This window comes from Oscillatoria sp. FACHB-1406, assembly GCF_014698145.1.
Lineage (GTDB): Bacteria > Cyanobacteriota > Cyanobacteriia > Cyanobacteriales > Spirulinaceae > FACHB-1406.
In genome coordinates this window covers 178,610-197,869 of the sequence record NZ_JACJSM010000007.1, presented here as the reverse complement: position 1 = coordinate 197,869, position 19,260 = coordinate 178,610, and the positions used below count along the sequence as shown (strand labels likewise).

The window sequence follows — 19,260 nt, the reverse complement described above, 5'->3', positions numbered from 1 at the left end:
ATCAAGAATCCAATAACTGTTGAATCGTTACGGTTAACTGTTTTAACTTCACTGGCTTGCTCAAGTATTCATTCGCTCCGGCGGCCAAACAACGCTCGCGATCGCTCTCCATCGCCAACGCCGTTAACGCAATAATCGGCGTTGCTACCAACTCCGGAATTTCTCGAATGCGCTGCATCGCTTCCAAACCATCCATTCCCGGCATTTGAATATCCATCAGGATCAGATCCGGCGCTAATGCGATCGCTTGACTAATCGCCTCCTCACCATTTTTTGCCAACTCGATCCGATAGCCTTTCGCGTTTAAATAGCCGGAAATGGTGCTGATATTCGCCTCGTTATCTTCTGCTAAAAGCAGCAAAGGCGCAGACCTCCGATCTCGATCTTCCTCTCCCTGGCTGCTCGCGTCGGGTTTAGTGTTAGTCGATACGGGAAAGATCGCAGAAGCCTGATAGGGTAAATCGATCGCAAAACAGCTACCCACCCCCACTTCACTGGTCAAACTTACCCGACCCTCATGAAGTTCGACAATTCGGGTCGTCAAAGCCAAACCTAGGCCCGTTCCTTGATATTGGCGGTTGAGGGCGCTATCAATTTGCACGAAGGGTTTAAACAACTTCTTAATATTTTCCTGGCTAATGCCAATGCCGGTATCCTTCACCGCAAACCGCAGATAGGGGGTTGTAGACTCTTCACCGGGCGATCGGTTTAAGCTCACTTCTAAGATAATGCTCCCCCCCGGATGGGTAAACTTAACCGCATTATTGAGCAAATTAATTAACACCTGACGGATGCGTCGCTCGTCCAGCACAATATCGGGCAAGTTTAAAGGGACATTGACCGAAAGTTGAATCTGCTTTTTGAAGGCTTGTTGTTTGACAAACGTCAGGCTCGATTGACACAAAGGCGCGATCGCGGTGGGCGCGCATTCTAACTCCACCTGTCCGGCCTCAATCTTCGCTAAATCTAAGATATCGTTAATCAAATCCAGCAGATGAGAAGCGCTTCGTTCCACCGTTTGCAAGGCTTTAAGCTGCGCATCATCGATTTTACCGAACACTTCCTCTTGCAGTCCTTCCGTCATGCCTAAAATGGCATTCAGGGGGGTGCGGAGTTCGTGGCTCATATTCGCCAAAAATTCGTCCTTGAGGCGGGTGGCGCGGATCAGTTCTTCGTTGCGCAGGGTAAGCTGTTCCTCGGCTTGTTGCCGTTCGCTGAGTTCCTCCTGTAACTGCTCGAAGAGGGAGGATTGCTGGATAGCAATGGCCAACTGGTTGGCAATTTTCTGCAAAAGCTCGGCTTCGTTCTGATGCCAAACGCGACGGGTACGGCAAGCATGAACCACCAGCACGCCCCACAGTTTGCTGCTGCCTTCCGGGGATACCCAACGATGCTCTTCGGAGTCGTGAAGTTCCTGGATAATGGGGGCAACAATTTTGGACTGAATCTGTCCGGCTCGGGAATACTCCACCAAACAATCGGTCCAGATGTCGTCCATCACATCCGGCACAATCCGGGGTTGCCCCTGCCAGTAGTGTTCCAAAATGTCTTGAGACCAAGTTTCATCATCCCAGTGCATGGCTTTGAGGCTGGGGAGGTCGAGGGCGACGGCTTCTTCAACGATGCAGCTGCTACCGTCCTGGGAAACCTGAAAGACGATCGCGCGATCGCCCTGCAAAAGCTCCTGCACCTGCTGGGTCGCAATCCTCAAGATTTCCGGCAAATCCAGGGAGCGCCGAATCTGTTGCAAGATCAGTTCTAAGATTGACCAACAGAATGGCATCGCTCGCTCCTTCCATCAGGGCGCGGTAGCGAGCTTCTCGTCGATGTAGCTCCTGCTCGGCCATCTTTTTAGCCGTGACATCTCGGAAGATAGCGCGGGTGGAGAGGGTTGGCGAGCAACCGTCGGCACTGACCCCAAAACGACAGTTGATGCTGCCTTCCACTAGCACGAATTTCCCCGATTTGTGGATAAAGGTCAATTCAACCTGTTCGAGATTGACCAGCGTTCCGCTCTGCATCTGTTGCATCACGACCTTGCAGTGGGGGATACAGTTGGGAGCTAAAACATCGAAGAGGGTCAACTGCTCCACTTCTGCTGCCGTGTAGCCCAAGGTCTCCCGCCACGCCCGATTCACAAACTCAAAGCGTCCGGTCTTAACATCAACCATCTGAATCAGGTCGTTGGCATTGTCCAAAAAGTCTTGGAGGAACGCTTTCCCTTCGGTCAGTTCGGCGGTGCGCTGGGCGACTCGCGCTTCCAACTCCTCGTTGAGTTGTTCCAGGGCTTGCGCTGTAATTAACCGCTCGAGTTCGGCTCCGGCACGGGCGGCGAAAATGGCGAGCAGGGCTTGGGCCCAGTCTGGGGTCGCGATGGGAGCATCATGGAAAATGCAGAGATTGCCAATCGAATCGCCGGCTCCATTCCGCAGTCCGATTCCGAGATAACTGTCTACCCCCAAGTCGGTAAATAGGGGATTGTCAGGATAAAGCGATCGAATACCCTCGGGGTGGTAACAACTCCCGGTCTCTAGCGCTTCCGTGCAACAGGGTACTGATTCGTAGGGCAGGAATGACGGCGGCAAGAATTCGCCATCGGCAAAAAATGCCAGGACTTGAAACCCTTGGGGTGTGGCTTGCGAAACGGAGGCATAGCGGACTCCCAGCACTTCGGCAATGTGGCGGACTAAGGCCGGAAAGAATTCTTCGCCGGTGAAGGCAGCCGTGCCTTCGATTAATTGGCGGAGGGCGGCTTCTGCGCGATCGCGGCGAATTTCGGCTTCTTGCTGTTGGGTAATATCCTGCACCGCACCCCGCGATATTAAGGGCGTACCGTCGGCACTGTAGGTGGTTTCGCACTGCGCCTGCACGTGCTTAATTCGACCGTCGGGCATTTGCAGGCGATAGACGATGCTGTAAGGTCTGCCATCGCGCAGATGTCTGTTGTAGGTTTCTTCAACGATGGGGGCATCGTCTGGATGCACCAAATCGAGAAAGGCTTGGAAGGAAGCACCAGATTGTTGCGGATCGATCTCGAGGATGCGAAAAACTTCTTCCGACCAGTAGCGGGTGTCGGACGGGATTTCGCGTTCCCAGTTGCCGATCCGGGCAATCCGTTGGGCTTCCTGCAAGCGTTCTGTACTCTGGCGCAAGAGTTTCTCTGCTTGCTGCCGCTCTTGCAATTCGGACTGCAATTTTTCGTAGGTGGAGGCTTGTTGAATCGCGATCGCCAACTGCATTGAGAGCGATTGCAGAAATTCAATTTCGGTCGGTTGCCAATCGCGGGGTTGAGTCTCGGTCGCATTGATCGTCCCCCAAGCCTCACCTTCACAGAATAAAGGCACTAAAATCTTAGCCCGCGTCTGGAGGCTAATCAGCATTTCGCGGTGGCAGTCGGACATTTCAAAAGACCGGGCTGCTCATCACGTCACTGACCTTGGTTTCTGCCAAACTCGCGCCCAGAGACTGAAACTGCACCAAATCCCGCTCCGTCAGCAGCCCCACCGCCCGCTCGAGGGGAGCCTCGTCACTGCCCTCCACGACTGTCATCACCACCGAACTCACCCGGCGCTCGGCCATTAACCGGGCAATGTCTAGCACCGAGCAATCCTGTCTTGCGGTGACAACCCGAACGCTCATCACCTCCACCGCAGACAGCAAGCGCAACAGATCGAACGGGCGAGTCTGTTGCCGCAGGCTTTCGTGCGTGATGATGCCAATCAGGCGAGCGTCATCATCATCCGCCAGCAGCGTCGGTGAAGCAAATTGCCGTACTGATAAATTCACGCTCATTGTCAGATCCGACCGTCCCCGGCGATGCCAATCCCGAAGCTGTTCGCAAGCTTGGCGCAATACCCACAGTCCCACCGACACGATTAATCCCGTCATCTCCATTGAGGGAATAAATTCCCCCGGAGACACTAAACCTCGGTTGGGGTGTCGCCAGCGGATCAGGGCTTCAAACCCCGCCAGATGTTCTGTGTTTAAATCAAAAATGGGCTGATAATAGACCGTGAAATCCGACTGCTTAAAGGCCAGTTGCAAATCATTCTCTACAGTCAATCGTTGCAACATGGCCACGTGCATTTGAGCATCAAAAACTTGATAGCTGTTCTTCCCTTTCGACTTAGCTTGATACATTGCCGTATCGGCATCTTGAAAAAGCCGTTCTCCATCTCGAGTGCTGGAGTTCGTTCTCGCGACCCCAATACTGACCGTTATAAAAATTTCATAGCCTTCTACCCAAAAAGGCTCGGTGAAGACCGCTAATATCCGCGTTACCCAAGCTTCAAGTTGCTCGTCGCACTCCACATTCTCAATTAAGATTGAAAACTCATCTCCACCCGTGCGACCCAGCCATTGTCTGGGGGAAAGTTGCTGGTTAAGGCGTTGAGCGATCGCCCGCAGCAACCGATCGCCAACTTGATGCCCAAAGGAGCCATTCACTAACTTGAAGCGATCGCAATCTAGCGCGATCAATCCCCAGGATAGCAACTTGATTGCCTGCCGTTGCTGAAAAGTTTGGAGCAATCCCGCTCGACTCGGCAACAAAGTGAGCGCATCCTGAAAGAGCATCTGTCGGAGTTGGGCGGTGCGGTGCTGAACCATCGTTTCTAAACGAGTATTAAACTCCTCGAGTTGTTGATACTGATGGCGAATGCGTAGCATCGATCTAACTCGTGCCGTAAGTTCGATACGGTTGACCGGCTTACTAATAAAATCATCAGCCCCCGCACTCATACATTGTGCTAAATCGGCTTTGGTTGCTAGAGCCGTTACGATAATAATAGGTACGGATTGCCACCGTTCCATTGCTTTCAAACGCCGACAGCATTCAATCCCATCCAACCCCGCCATCATCACATCGAGTAAAATTAAGTCCGGATTGAATAAATCCAAAGACTTAAACGCATCTTCACCGCTGGCTGCATAGTAAAGTCGATATTGTTCATCCTCTAAAAATGTCTCAATCACATCAAAGTTATTCGGCTCATCATCAATCACTAAAATCGAAAACATAAGATTAACCCTTGTTTTTGGATAAGCTTAATATCCACCAACTTTTCATGGCTCTGATTGAGATTATTATTCTGTTGATGAAGGAGTGTACGAATTAGCTTTGTATCTTTTACTTGGGCATTACCGGGGAGCGAACCAATCATCAGAGCGTTAGAGAGATTCTGTTAACAGGGGTAAAAGAACTTCGACTGTCGTTTCCTGGTTATAAATACTGGTGATTATAACTTCTCCTCCCACTTGCTCGACAATACGACCTGCTTTCGTAGCAGCATCGAGCGAGATTTTTTCGATCGCGCTGGCAGAAAACTTAGCATGAGACTCTTCCGCAAAATTGCGATTTCTAGGTTTTTTCTGATGAGTGACTAATTCCAATTCCAGATAAATTAAAAACTTTTTGGCAAGTTTTTCTAAGCGAAGTGCGGACGCTTCCGTATAACCGATTAATTCCTGAAGTTCATCAATCGGTATTGTCTCTAAATCTTCCTTCATTAAGCCGATCGCGCCCAGTAACCCATTGAGGGGAGTATTGAGTTCGTGGGAGAGGCTGGAAGCTAAGTTACCATTCATCTGCTCAAACTACTTTCGAGCAGATGAATGGTATCTTGCTGCACGTTAGCAAGAGTTTGAATATTGTCATATTGTTGTTTAATTCGTAGCATTGAATGGATGCGGGCGCGCAATTCTAACGCATTCACCGGCTTGCTAATAAAATCATCCGCCCCCGCACTCAAACAAGCCGCTAAATCGGATTTCGCCGTCAGGGCCGTCACCATCACGATTGGCAAACTCTGCCACTGGTCTATCGCCCGGATGCGCCGACAAACCTCAATCCCATCGAGATCGGGCATCATCACATCCAGGAGAATGAGATCGGGATTGAAGGTATCGAGGCTAGCCAGCGCACTTACGCCACTAGCAGCGTAATGTAACTCGTAGTTCTGTTCGGTTAGCAGCGTTTCAATCACATCAAAGTTGTTGGGTTCATCGTCGATGACGAGAATTGAAGGAATATTAGCCATTTTGCTTGTTTTCGGTACGGGGGTAAGTGTTGGGACTGTCAATCTCCTGGAATTAAATGGTAACATACATGGTATTTTATTCAATTTCTCTTACTTTAATTGTGAGGCTAGGATGCCTTCTCAATTTATATTTTTTTTGAAAAAAATCATGGGTCGTTGTCCTACTCTTGCCCCCAAGGTAGGTTCTATTGATTGCAAAAATACCAGATCGAGCAGATTATTTAGTTAAAATCATTACAATGCTTAAGACGATAAGCGCTGGTTTTATGAGCTTAATCGATCGATATTTTCGACCGTTATAAAAGTTTTTAATCGGATGAAGTACAGCGGTGCGATCCCCCACGGGGCGGCTCCAATTTTCGAGGGAACCTCGAAAACAGCGCCCCTAAAATCCCCTTTTTTAAGGGGGGCTAGGGGGGATTCTCAACCCATCATGCTAGATTCGATCGCTTATGCGTACACCGTAGCCTTTTTTTAAGGAGAACTTAAAAAAAGCGTAGCTCACGCCTAAGAAAAACGCTATAGCGCTACGGAAATCGGTTGGGAGATTCGGTAAGGGAGTGCAGCGCTCGCGAGCCAAGACTTTTGGGCATTTAGACGCTCTAAAATGCAATGAGGAGCGATCGCCAGAGGCAGCGTTTCCGAGATTAAAGCAAACCCGCGCCGGAGGACGATTTGCACGATCGCGACGCGAGAATCTCACAAGCGGTGAATTGAAGCCAACAATCGATTGAAGCAGAATTACCAAAAACCGCTAAATTGGAGAAAGGTTTCTTCCGAGGACGATGGCTGCGAGCAAACAACGACTCGATCTGCTTTTGGTTCAGCGCAATCTTTGTCCTTCTCGCCAGCAAGCGCAAGGGATAATTCGGGCTGGGGAAGTGCGCGTGAATCAACAGGTGGTGGATAAACCCGGGACGGAAGTAGCGATCGATGCGGCGATCGCGATCGCAGAAAAACCGCCCTACGTCTCTCGCGGCGGGCTGAAGCTCAAAAAAGCCCTAGACACCTTTGAAATCGCCGTAGCGGGCAGAATTGCGCTGGATGGTGGCATTTCTACCGGGGGGTTTACCGATTGCTTATTGCAAGCCGGAGCCAAACAGGTTTACGGGGTTGATGTCGGTTACGGACAGGTGGCTTGGACTCTGCGCCAAGACAATCGCGTCGTTTTAAAAGAACGAACAAATTTGCGCTATTTGCAGCCAGAACAACTCTATGGAGATAATCCTCGCGCCGATCTAGGGGTGGTGGATGTATCCTTTATCTCGCTGGCTAAAATTCTGCCCGCCCTGTGGGATTTATTAATCGAACCTCGGGAAGTGATTTTGCTAGTGAAACCGCAATTTGAAGTCGGGCGCGATCGAGTCGGTAAAAAAGGCGTAGTGCGCGATCCCAGCGATCGCGAGAACGCCATTCTACAAGTGTTGCAAGCCGCGCGAGAACTGGGATGGCGCGATCGCGGTTTAACCCCTTCTCCGATTTCCGGGCCCGCCGGAAATCTCGAATACCTGCTTTGGTTAGCGATCGAACATTAAACATTCTCATTCACCAATTCGCAACATATTGTTTAACAGCGAGGGAAAACTAAGACTAAGAACTACTCCGTGAAACGAGGTTCGATACCATGAACGCCTCCGCCAACACAACCATTATTCCTCCCGGTTCTATTCGGGTAGAGCCAGTTGATTCTATCCCTGAAAGCCTTGTCTATAGGGGCTTCCGTTTAAACGACAGAGCATTGCGCCTGACCTCCCAACTCCGTAAAACCACAGAATTTGCGATCGAATCCTCACCCTAACCCGAGAGGGAGTCAATTTTGGGCTGAACTCAGGACAATAAAACATCATCTCAACCCAACTGCGGCTCTACCCAACCTCTTCTCATCCCACCGATACCCCTCTAACTGGAATGCAAGAATTCTCCAATAGCGAGCCGCCGCGTTTGCCCCAGCTTCCCGGCTACACCCTGCTCGAGCCTCTGTACTGCGGCTCCAGAACCCTCGTCTACCGAGCCGTGCAACTTGCCGACCGTCAGCCCGTCGTCATTAAATTCCTGCGACAAACCCATCCCACCTTCAGCGAACTCGTTCAGTTCCGCAATCAGTACGCAGTCGCCAAAAACCTCAATTTTTCCGGCATCATCCGCCCCCTAAGCCTAAAATCCTGGCAGAATTCCTACGCATTAGTGATGGAAGATACCGGCAGCATCTCACTCGCCCAATACATCCAAACGCATCCCTTAGATATTTCTGCCACCCTGAACGTTGGCATCCAACTCGCCGAAATCCTCCATCAACTGCACGCCCATCGCATCATCCACAAAGACATCAAACCCGCAAACCTCCTCATTCATTCCGACAGCCAACATCTTCAACTCATTGACTTTTCCATCGCCTCACTACTGCCCAAAGAAACTCAAAAAATCCAGAACCCCAACGTCCTAGAAGGAACGCTTGCCTACTTATCCCCCGAGCAAACTGGGAGAATGAATCGCGTTATCGACTACCGCACCGATTTTTATAGCGTCGGGGTAACGCTTTACGAACTGCTAACCGGGCAGTTACCCTTCCAAGCTGAAGAACCATTGGACTTAGTGTATTGTCACATCGCCCAGTCGCCGATTCCGCCCCACGAATTAAAACCAGAGATCTCCCCCCAACTCTCGGCCATCGTGCTGAAGTTAATGGCGAAAAATGCTGAAGATCGCTATCTGACTGCCCTAGGATTTCAATACGATCTCCAGCAATGTCTTAACCAATGGGAAGAAACCGGAAATATTACAGCCTTTGAATTAGGGTTAGGAGATCTCTGCGATTCGCGAAGGGGATGCGCGCAAGCACGCCTCCTCGTCCCCGAAAAACTCTACGGACGAGAAAGCGAAGTTTCGCAACTGTTAGAAGCTTTCGAGCGCGTTAGTGGGAGAGTGGGTGACAAAACCTCAATTCACTCATCTCACTCATCCTCTAGGGCAGCAACTTCAGAAATAATGCTAGTTGCTGGATTTTCCGGCATTGGCAAAACCGCTGTCATCAACGAAGTTCACAAACCGATTGTCCGACAACGGGGATATTTTATTAAAGGTAAATTCGACCAATTCAATCGCGATCTTCCCCTTTCTGCCTTCGTTCAAGCCTTTCGGGATTTAATCGGACAATTGCTGGGCGAAAGCGACGCACGATTAGAAGAATGGAAAACCCAAATTCTCGACGCACTGAGAGAGAGCGGACAGGCGATTATTAACACGATCCCAGAATTGGAACGCATTATCGGGAAACAGCCTCCGGTTCCAGAACTTTCGGGAACAGCGGCTCAAAATCGCTTCAATGTACTCTTTGAAAAATTTGTTCGAGTTTTCGCGAAAAAAGAACATCCTTTAGTCATTTTTTTGGATGATTTGCAGTGGGTCGATCCAGCCTCCTTGAATCTCCTGCAACTTTTAACGAGCGAAGCGAATGGGGGTTATTTACTGATTCTGGGAGCTTATCGAGATAATGAGGTAGACGGCTCGCATCCGTTAATGTTAAGCCTGGATGAGATTCGCAAAGCCGGGGCAGTTCTCAATACGATCGGACTGCTTCCTTTAGCAGAAAGGACGGTGAATCAACTCGTGGCAGACACTCTGAATTGCAGTCTAGAAATCGCTCAACCTTTAGTTGAATTAGTCTATCAAAAAACCCAGGGAAATCCCTTTTTTATTAACCAGTTTTTAAAAGCGAGCTATGAGGAGGGTTGGATTCGGTTTCAGCCGGAATTGAAACGCTGGCAGTACAATCCGATTGGGATACGACAGGTGGCCTCGAGCGATAATGTGATGGAGTTTTTAGGGCAGCAGTTGCAGAAGCTACCCGCACTCACGCAAGAAGTTTTGAAATTAGCAGCTTGTATCGGCAACCAATTTGATTTAGAGACATTGGCAATTGTTTGCGAACAATCGCCGGTTGAAACGGCTACCGATCTTTGGAGAGCGCTAGAAGAAGAATTAGTGCTGCCGCAAAGCGAAGGATATAAGTTTTATTTGAGTGGTGGCGAGGGGGAAAACTATGCTTCGTTTTCAACAACTGCGCTTCAATCGCCGACTTACAAGTTTACCCACGATCGCATCCAGCAAGCAGCCTACTCCCTGATTCCTGAGTCTCAAAAACAAGCAACCCATCACCAGATCGGACAATTATTGCTAAACAATTACTCAAACAGCGAAACTTCTGAAAGATTGTTGGAAATTGTCAGACATTTGAATTTAGCACGAGACTTCATTGCTCGCCAGCAGGATCGAGATATCTTAGCTCGACTTAACTTACAAGCCGCCCAAAAAGCGCTCGCTTCTACCGCTTACGAAGCTGCCGAAATTTATCTCCAGGCGGGGTTGGAGCTATTAGCCGCCGACTGCTGGCAAGAGCAGTACGAATTAGCCTTGGAACTTCACGTTACTGCCACCTCAGTCGCCTACACAAACGGTCATTTTCAAAAGATGGAGCAGAGAGCGAGTATCGTCTTGCAACACGCTCGTACTCTTTTGGAAAAAGTCAAGATTTATGAACTCAAAATTAGCGCTCTGAACGCTCAAAGCCAATTATCAGAAGCCGTGGATCTCGGCAGAAGCATTCTCAAACAATTGGGGGTGGAACTGAGTGCTGAAACTAAGAGGGCGCAAATCGAACAAGGCTTACAAACGATTATCGGTCAACTCAATGGCAAAGCGATCGAGGAACTGGTTAACTTACCCGTAATGGAAGATCGTCAAACGTTAGCGGCGATGCAACTCTTGGGGAGTTTGTTCGTACCGATTCGTACAGGAGTGACAGAATTGCTGCCCTCGCTCGCTTCGAGGATGGTCGAGCTATCGTTGCAATTCGGGAATGCACCCATGTCAGCGATGGGTTATATCGTTTATGGGATCGTGCTTTGCGACTTTTTAGGAGATGTAGAAACGGGCTATCGTTTTGGCAGACTCGCGATCGCATTACTGGAGCGCGAAGATTTAAGCGAAGCTCACCCGACCTCCCCATTGAAAGCCATCATTTCAGCCATCTTCACCTGCTATCTTCAACATCAAAAAGAATCTTTAAGAGACGCTCGTTTAACCGCAAAAAAGAGTTATACAGCGGCGATGGAAGTCGGCGACTTTCTGTATGCTATCTACAATATCCATAATTACTTTTTTAGCAATTTTTTAGCGGGAGTCGAACTCGATGCTTGGATTGATGAAATTGCGAATTACAGTACCGTGTTAAGTAAATACAAACAAGATTCAGGTTTGATGTATTTTGAGATAACGCGGCAAGCCGCTTATAACTGTTGGGAAGTCGTCCCTCAACCCGAGCTTTTAATCGGTGAGGCTTACGATGAAACGGTCATGCTGGAATGGCATCGTCAGAATCACGAGGTGACAGCGCTGGGGTTTGCATATATCTATAAATTGATGCTAGCGTACCAGTTCGATCGCGATGCGATCGCGCTAGAATATCTGAGCCAAGCCCAACAGTATTTAATCGGAGTGACAGACACTCCCTTTGTTCCGCTTTTCCATTTTTATGCAGCTTTGACCGACTTGAAGCTGTTGCCAGCAACGTTAGAAAGCGAACGAGCGGAGATGTTTCGCCAAGTAGAAATCCATCAAACCCAGCTACACCAGTGGGCGGTTAACGCTCCGATGAATCACTTGCATAAATGGCATTTAGTCGAAGCCGAAAAATATAGAGTTTTGGGCAATAAAGCCGAAGCGATCGAACAGTACGATCGCGCTATTGCGAGCGCCCGAGCCAATGAATCGCTTCAGGAAGAAGCCCTCGCCCGCGAACTGGCTGCTAAGTTTTACCGCGCTTGGGGAAAAGAAAAAATTGCTGCTGATTATTTTCAGGAAGCCTACTCTTGTTACATCCGCTGGGGAAGTAAGCCGAAACTTCAGCATTTAGAGGAGTGCTATCGCGAACTTTTAGCGCCCATTCTGCCTGTAGAAGTCCGGACGCTCGAGCTTAATGCTCCGAGTACGATAGGAACAAAACATTCAACCAGTGCGACTTCGAGCGATCGCTTATGGTTGGACTTTCCTGCTGTTATGAAAGCCGCTCGAGCGCTATCGCAAGAAATCGCTCTCGAAAAACTGTTGCCAATTTTGAGACACATTGCCATGACTTATGCGGGGGCAACAAAAGGGACTTTAATCGTTCGCAAACCCGATATCGGTTGGGTGATTGTTGAATATCTCTACCTAGAAGGTTCTCAAGGCTTGCTAGAGATTCCCTTGGATGGCTATCCCGACCTCCCCCAAAGTTTGGTTTATTCAGTCGCTCGCACGCAAAAAACAGCCGTGTTTGATAATCTCAGCGATTTAGAACAATTTGCCAGCGATCGCTACGTGATGCTTCACCAGCCTAAATCGGTATTGTGCGCTCCCATTCTTCGGCAAGGTCAAGCGATCGGAATTCTTTATTTAGAAAACGATCTTGCCTTCGGCGCTTTTACGGAAGAGCGGCTTGAGATTCTCCAAATTATTACCGCCCAAGCCGCTATTTCAATTGAGAATGCTCGGTTGTACCGAGAAGTGGAGAACTATTCCCAAGAACTCCAACGAGAAGTCGGGCGCAAAACGAAAGATTTACAACGTAAAGCGAAGGATTTAGAAGAAGCCTTGCAAAGTTTGCGGAGAACCCAATCTCAATTAATTCAAAGCGAGAAAATGTCGGCGCTCGGTCAATTGGTGGCGGGCGTAGCCCACGAAATTAACAATCCCGTTAATTTTATTAATGCCAACATTTACTATACGGGCGATTATATGAAGTCTTTGTTTGAGTTATTGAAAGTTTATCAAGAAGAATATCCCGAACCAAACGAGAAAATTGAAGCGAAAAAAGAGGAAATGGAGCTTAGCTTTATCGAGCAAGATTTGATTAAAGTTTTGGAATCGATGAAAGCCGGAGCCAATCGGATTAAACAACTCGTTCTCAGTTTGCGAAACTTCTCCCGCCTTGACGAATCCGAAATGAAACAAGTCGATATCCATGAGGGTTTAGATAATACTTTACTGATTTTGCAACATCGACTCAAAGCGACTCCCGGACAGCCACAAATTGCCATTACCAAAAACTATGGAAAACTGCCTTTGCTCAATTGCTATGCCAGTCAACTCAATCAAGTGTTTCTCAATATTATCGGTAATGCGATCGATGTTTTAAGGCTGCCCGATGCGCCGAAAACGCCAGAAATCCGCATTATGACTGAGGTTGCCCGGGGAAATACTGTCAGGATTGCGATCGCTGATAATGGCTCTGGAATGAGTGAAAGTATTCAACAGAAAGTCTTCGATCCTTTCTTTACGACAAAACCCGTAGGTAAAGGTACTGGTTTAGGATTAGCGATTGGTTATCAAATTGTAACAGAACAGCACGGCGGGCAATTATACTGTACTTCTCACATTGGGCAAGGTACAGAATTTGCGATCGAAATTCCCCTTTAATTTAAGAAAGTAATCGCCATCCAATTCATTGACCTCCAGTTTATTTCCTTCCGCAGAAGGGAATATTAATCTTACAAGAATTGGAGACAATAAGATTAAAGGCTATGCTGACGAACGCTGAGGTCAATAATACTAATGCTCTACCGGGCTATCATTTTATCGAAACCCTATATGAAGGGCGTAAAACCGTTGTTTCGCGAGGCGTTCGATTAGCTGATAACTGTCCGGTTGCGATTAAAGTCCTGCAACAAGACTATCCCACCTTTCACGAACTCCTACAGTTTCGCAATCAATACGCGATCGCGCGTAACCTCGATATCCCCGGTATCGTTCGCCCTTACAGTCTCGAACCCTACCGCAACAGCTACGCCCTCGTGATGGAAGACTTCGACGGCGTTTCCCTGCGCGACTATGCCCGAGAACATTCCCTTTCAGTCCCTCGCGTCTTAGAGATCGCCGTACAAGTCGCCGATATCCTCCACACCTTGCACGCTAACTTCGTCATCCACAAAGATATTAAACCCGCTAACATTCTGATTCACCCTCAAACCCAGCAAGTTAAACTGATTGACTTTTCCATCGCCTCCCTACTCCCCAAAGAAACCCAAGAAATCAAAAATCCCAACCGACTGGAAGGGACGCTTGCTTATATCGCCCCCGAACAAACCGGACGCATGAATCGCGCGATCGACTATCGCAGCGACTTCTACAGTTTGGGCGTAACGCTGTTTGAATTGCTAGCCGGAGAACTGCCGTTCCAATCGAACGATTTGATGGAGTTGGTGCATTGTCATATTGCTAAAAAATCGCCTTTTTTAACAGAAATTGGCGTGCCTGAAGTTATTGCATCCATCGTCGCCAAACTGATGGCAAAAAATGCAGAAGACCGCTATCAAACTGCCTTTGGGCTGAAATACGACCTCGAACAATGCTTGGCGCAACTGCAAGAAACCGGCAAGCTAGAAAACTTCGAGTTGGGAACGCGGGACTTATGCGATCGCTTCATTATCCCCGAAAAACTCTACGGACGGGAAGCCGAAACTCAAGCCTTATTAGATGCTTTTGAAAACGTTTCCCAAGGGACAGCAGAACTCATGTTAGTTGCTGGCTATTCAGGGATTGGGAAAACTGCCGTCATTAATGAAGTTCACAAACCCATCGTCCGGGAACGCGGCTATTTTATCAAAGGAAAATTCGACCAATTCAATCGCAACATTCCTTTTTCTGCTTTTGTGCAGGCATTGCGCGATTTAATGGGGCAGTTATTGAGTGAAACTAACGCCCAACTCGAAACTTGGAAAACTAAAATCCTTGAGGCAGTAGGTGAAAACGGACAGGTCATTATCGAGGTAATTCCCGAACTCGAACAAATTATCGGGAAACAGCCCCCCATCCCTACCATATCGGGCAGCGCCGCTCAAAATCGCTTTAATTTACTCTTTGAGAAATTCATCCAAGTTTTTACGACGAGAGAACATCCACTCGTCCTTTTTCTGGACGATTTGCAGTGGGCAGATTTGGCATCGCTGAACTTACTCAAGTTATTGATGGCGGAAAACCGTCGCGGATATTTATTGATTTTTGGAGCCTATCGAGATAATGAGGTGTTTCCGGCTCATCCTTTAATAGTGACGCTCCAGGAAATCGAGAAAAGCCAAGCGAGGATCGGAAAGATTTTCCTCGCTCCCCTTTTAGAAACGACCATCAATCAGTTAGTCGCCGATACCCTGAGTTGTCGCGAAAAGATCGCCGAACCTTTAACTCAATTAATCTATCAAAAAACAAAAGGTAATCCTTTTTTTACGACTCAGTTTCTGAAAGGTCTTTATGAAGAGGGTTGGATTCAGTTTAACGCCGATTTATGTTATTGGCAGTGCAACTTGACTGCGGTACGGCAGTTATCGTTAACTGATGATGTCGTCGAGTTTATGGCTTTGCAATTGCAGAAACTGCCCGCAGAAACCCAAACGCTATTAAAACTCGCAGCTTGCATTGGCAACCCTTTCGACCTCAAAACTTTAGCAATTGTTTCCGAACAAGAGGAAGTTGAAACTGCTAGCGATCTGTGGAAAGCCTTACAGGAAGGGTTTATTCTTCCGATTAATGAAACCTACAAATTTTTTCACGGAAGCAACTCGATCGCGTGCGATTTGGCGAGTACAACAGTCCGCGATCGCGACGGCGCGATCGATATCTCCTATAAGTTTTTGCACGATCGCGTCCAGCAAGCCGCCTATTCTCTGATTCCAGAAGTCCAGAAAACCTCAACCCACTGGAAAATCGGTCAACTCTTATACTCCGGCTTATCCGAACAGCAACAAGAAGAGAAAATTTTTGCTCTAGTCAATCAACTTAATTTAGGGAAAGCCGCGATCGCTAACTTCTCCGAGCGAAAGCAACTAGCCCAACTCAATCTACAAGCTGCGGCAAAAGCCAAACTCTGTGCCGCCTATCAAGCCGCTCGAACCTATTGCGAAATCGGCATCGCCCTACTGCCCAGCGAAGCTTGGCAAACCGACTACGAGTTACTCTACGCGCTGCATCACCTCGGTTCGGAGGCTGCCTATCTATGCAGTGAGTTCGATCGCGTCGAAACCCTCTACAGCGACGCTCTCGCGCAAGCCCGCACTCCCCTAGATAAAGCAACGATCTATCGAGTGCAAATGACCCAGTATCAACTTCAGGGGCGCAATGCAGAAGCAATCGCCATTCAAGATCGAAGCCTGCAACTGCTGGGTTGGTCGATGCCGACAGCGCCAGAGGACATTCAACGCACGCTTGATGAAGAAATCTCCACCGTCGATCGATTCCTAGAACGGCACGCGATCGAATCCATCCTCGACTTCGCCAAAATGGAGGATGACACCATTGCCGAAATACTGCGAATCTTACAAATCCTTTTCTATGCAGCATGGCTAGACGGTCAACCCACCCTCGCCTTACTCGCCCTCGCCAAAATGACAACCCTATCATTGCAGTATGGCAACAGCGATATGTCGCCCTTTGGCTATGTCGGGTATGGTTTAATCGCCAATGCCCTGTTGAAAAATGCCGCCCAAGCCTATCAATTTGGCAGCATGGCAGTGCAACTATGCGAACAATTCGATAACGCAGACGTGCGAGGGATGACGAATTTCCTCTTTGCCGCAGACGTACAAAGTTGGAGTCGCCCCATACGAGAAGCAGATACTTCCTATGAAAATGCCTTGAAATACGGCATGGATGCTGGAAATTGGCTGACAGTGAGCTTTGCCATGATGCAAAGCGGTTCCGATCGCCTCACCTACGGCAAAAACTTGGACGATCTCCACGCCATCGCCCTTGCCCATGCTGCTTTTCTCCGTCAGATCGGCAGTTTAGAGAACTTAGATGCCTTAATCGTCGGCGTGTTACAACCCCTTCGCCATCTCCTCGGCTTAACTCCATCAACTGCGAGCTTTGACGACGATAATTTCAAGGAAGCTGAATATTTACAGAAATATAGCAACACGCCTTATCACTTATCGTGGTTTTATTCCGTCAAAATTCGTCATGCCTATCTATTTTCCCAACCCGAACTCTACCCCGCATTAATTCCCAAACTCCAAATTATTGAAGAAACGATTGCCAGCCACGCTAAAGTTCCCTCCAGCGTCTTTTATGTTATCTTGATGCACTTAACACTCATTAAAGCAGCAGAGGATGAGAAGCAACGTCAGGAGCATTGGCAAGCGATCGAACTTTTAGAAGAACGGTTAAACCGTTGGGAGAAAGATTGCCCGGAAAATATTCGTCATAAATGCCTCTTAATCCAAGCAGAAAAAGCGCGACTCAACGGACAAATAGCAACAGCCATTGACTTTTACGACCGAGCCATCGTGCAGGCAAAAGTGCAAAAATATGACTATGAAGAAGCCCTCACTTGCGAACTCGCCGCTAAGTTCTATCTCAACTGGGGCAAAGAAAAGGTTGCCGCCAATTATATGCAAGATGCTTACTACACCTACGCCCGTTGGGGAGCGAAAGCCAAAACCGACGACCTGGAACAAGGCTACGCCAACTTGCTTGCGCCGATTCTTCGCCCCGCAACCTCGCTCAACTCCCTAGAAACCCTAGCGTCACTCACCTCTACCGAACTCTCGCTGCACAGCCTAACCGCCACTCGTTCGAGTTCCAGTTCCAATTTCAATGCAACCCTCGACCTAACGACCGTTCTCAAAGCTTCTCAGAGCGTTTCGGGAACCCTCGACCTCGAACAATTGATCGCTCAATTAAGCCGCATTATTATTCAACATTCCGGGGCGAATCGTTGCGCCCTCATCCTACCCGACGCGAAGGAGATCTGGCAAGTTGAAGCCCGAGCCACAACCGAGGAGATGTTTCTCAAAACCGAACCTCTCGAAGGCAATCCGCACCTCCCGACTCATTTAATTTACTACGTTAAAAATACTCGCGAAGCGGTCTCCTTAGAAGATGTGAAGCAGAAATTCCTCTCGAGCGATCCCTATTTGTTCGCCCATAAGCCCAAAAGTGTTTTGGTGCTGCCCATTCTCAATCAAGGCAACTTGATGGGCGTGTTGTACCTCGAAAATCAGCAGGCAGCCGACGCATTTACCTGGGATCGGCAGTTAGTTCTTAATTTCCTTTGCACGCAAGCGGCGATTTCCCTTACGAATGCCCGCTTGTATCGCCAAGCGCAAGATTACGCCCAACAACTCGAACAATCTCAACTACAAATCGTTCAAAGTGAGAAAATGGCTTCATTAGGGAATCTCGTTGCGGGTATCGCGCACGAAATTAATAATCCCATTGGCTTTCTTAACGGTAGCGTTGGGAATATGAAAGAACACCTTCAGGATTTGTTCGGGTATTTGGAACTGTATGAAGCGACTTTTCCGGATGTTCCCGATTCCCTTCTCGATTATGCGGAGGACATCAATTTTGAATTTTTAGAGCGGGATTGTCCGAAGGTGTTAACATCGATGCAGGGCGCGATCGCTCGCATCAAAGCCATCAGCACTAGCCTGCGAACCTTTTCGAGAGCGGATAGCGAGCATAAAGTCAGCGCTAATGTGCATGAAGGTCTCGATAGCACTTTACTGATTTTAAAGTATCGACTTAAAGCCAACGATCGCCGACCCGCGATCGAAGTTGTTACCGATTACGGAAACCTGCCTGAAATTGAATGTTATCCGGGTCAATTGAATCAAGTGTTTATGAATCTGTTGGCGAACGCGATCGATGCTTTAGAAGAAGCAAGTTTAGAACGCACCTTTAGCGAAATTGAAACAACTCCCAATCGCATTATCATTAAGACAAGGCTGGGAAAAGAACGAGCCTATATTACTATTGCTGACAACGGCATCGGCATTCCCGAAGCCTTAAAAACTCGCATCTTCGACCATCTGTTTACGACGAAAGCAGTCGGAAAGGGAACGGGCTTGGGACTCGCAATTGCCCGTCAAATTATTATTGAAAAACACGAGGGAAGCCTTGAGGTCAACTCAGAACTCGGTCGGGGGACTGAATTCCGGATTAGCTTGCCCCTGTAAAGCCAAAATATCAATTCACTGAAATTTCTCTTTCGTGTTCTTCCTGAGTTATGCGAGGTGGGAAGCTTCGCATCACTCTAGAGAGACGATCGGGAATCAGGAAAAGCCGTCCTAGAAGGACGGGGTTTGAATCCCATTATTTTCGGTCAACTCTTCAGTCTTGACAAGATTACGCAGGTGGGCATTGCCGTTTCTGGGATTGAACCTAAAAAAAAGGCACTGTTCCGTACAATAAGCTC

General features: G+C 48.3%; 8 protein-coding genes and 1 pseudogene. 4 read left to right on the top strand and 5 right to left on the bottom strand.

Going from position 1 to position 19,260, the window contains the following annotated elements; all coding sequences use genetic code 11:
- Position 1 precedes the first annotated feature (1 nt).
- The 5 genes and pseudogenes from H6G50_RS24095 to H6G50_RS10180 all read right to left on the bottom strand — a co-directional run bounded on the left by H6G50_RS24095 (position 2) and on the right by H6G50_RS10180 (position 6,719).
- Positions 2-1,690: a response regulator gene (locus tag H6G50_RS24095; RefSeq protein ID WP_347239916.1), complete on the bottom strand. Its 1,689-nt coding sequence runs from the start codon at positions 1,688-1,690 to the stop codon at positions 2-4.
- Entirely contained in the window at positions 1,632-3,401 is a 1,770-nt protein-coding gene (locus tag H6G50_RS10200; protein WP_190715802.1) for a PAS domain S-box protein, read from the bottom strand. The genes H6G50_RS24095 and H6G50_RS10200 overlap by 59 nt, the downstream gene beginning before the upstream one ends.
- A 1-nt stretch (position 3,402) precedes the next feature.
- A complete protein-coding gene (locus tag H6G50_RS10195; RefSeq protein WP_190715801.1) occupies positions 3,403-5,019 on the bottom strand; it encodes a diguanylate cyclase in 1,617 nt (538 codons plus the stop codon).
- Between the two features lie 345 nt (positions 5,020-5,364).
- A pseudogene (locus H6G50_RS23855) lies at positions 5,365-6,038 on the bottom strand (response regulator); the annotation flags it as partial.
- A 519-nt stretch (positions 6,039-6,557) separates the two neighbouring features.
- Positions 6,558-6,719 carry a hypothetical protein gene (locus tag H6G50_RS10180; protein ID WP_190715791.1) on the bottom strand — a complete coding sequence of 54 codons (162 nt, stop codon included), beginning with the start codon at positions 6,717-6,719 and terminating at the stop codon, positions 6,558-6,560.
- 104 nt (positions 6,720-6,823) lie between these two features.
- On the opposite strand from H6G50_RS10180, the gene H6G50_RS10175 reads away from it, so the two are divergent.
- The 4 genes from H6G50_RS10175 to H6G50_RS10160 all read left to right on the top strand — a co-directional run bounded on the left by H6G50_RS10175 (position 6,824) and on the right by H6G50_RS10160 (position 19,021).
- Positions 6,824-7,573, top strand: coding sequence for a TlyA family RNA methyltransferase (locus H6G50_RS10175; protein WP_190715789.1), 750 nt, complete (start codon positions 6,824-6,826; stop codon positions 7,571-7,573).
- Positions 7,574-7,662: 89 nt separating this feature from the next.
- Complete coding sequence (locus tag H6G50_RS10170; RefSeq protein ID WP_190715787.1) at positions 7,663-7,836, top strand: hypothetical protein; 174 nt, start codon at positions 7,663-7,665, stop codon at positions 7,834-7,836.
- A gap of 110 nt (positions 7,837-7,946) precedes the next feature.
- Positions 7,947-13,490 (top strand): ATP-binding sensor histidine kinase, encoded by a 5,544-nt coding sequence (locus H6G50_RS10165; RefSeq protein WP_190715785.1) that lies wholly within the window; start codon positions 7,947-7,949, stop codon positions 13,488-13,490.
- Positions 13,491-13,594: 104 nt separating this feature from the next.
- Entirely contained in the window at positions 13,595-19,021 is a 5,427-nt protein-coding gene (locus H6G50_RS10160; RefSeq protein WP_190715782.1) for an ATP-binding sensor histidine kinase, read from the top strand.
- Positions 19,022-19,260: the final 239 nt, after the last annotated feature.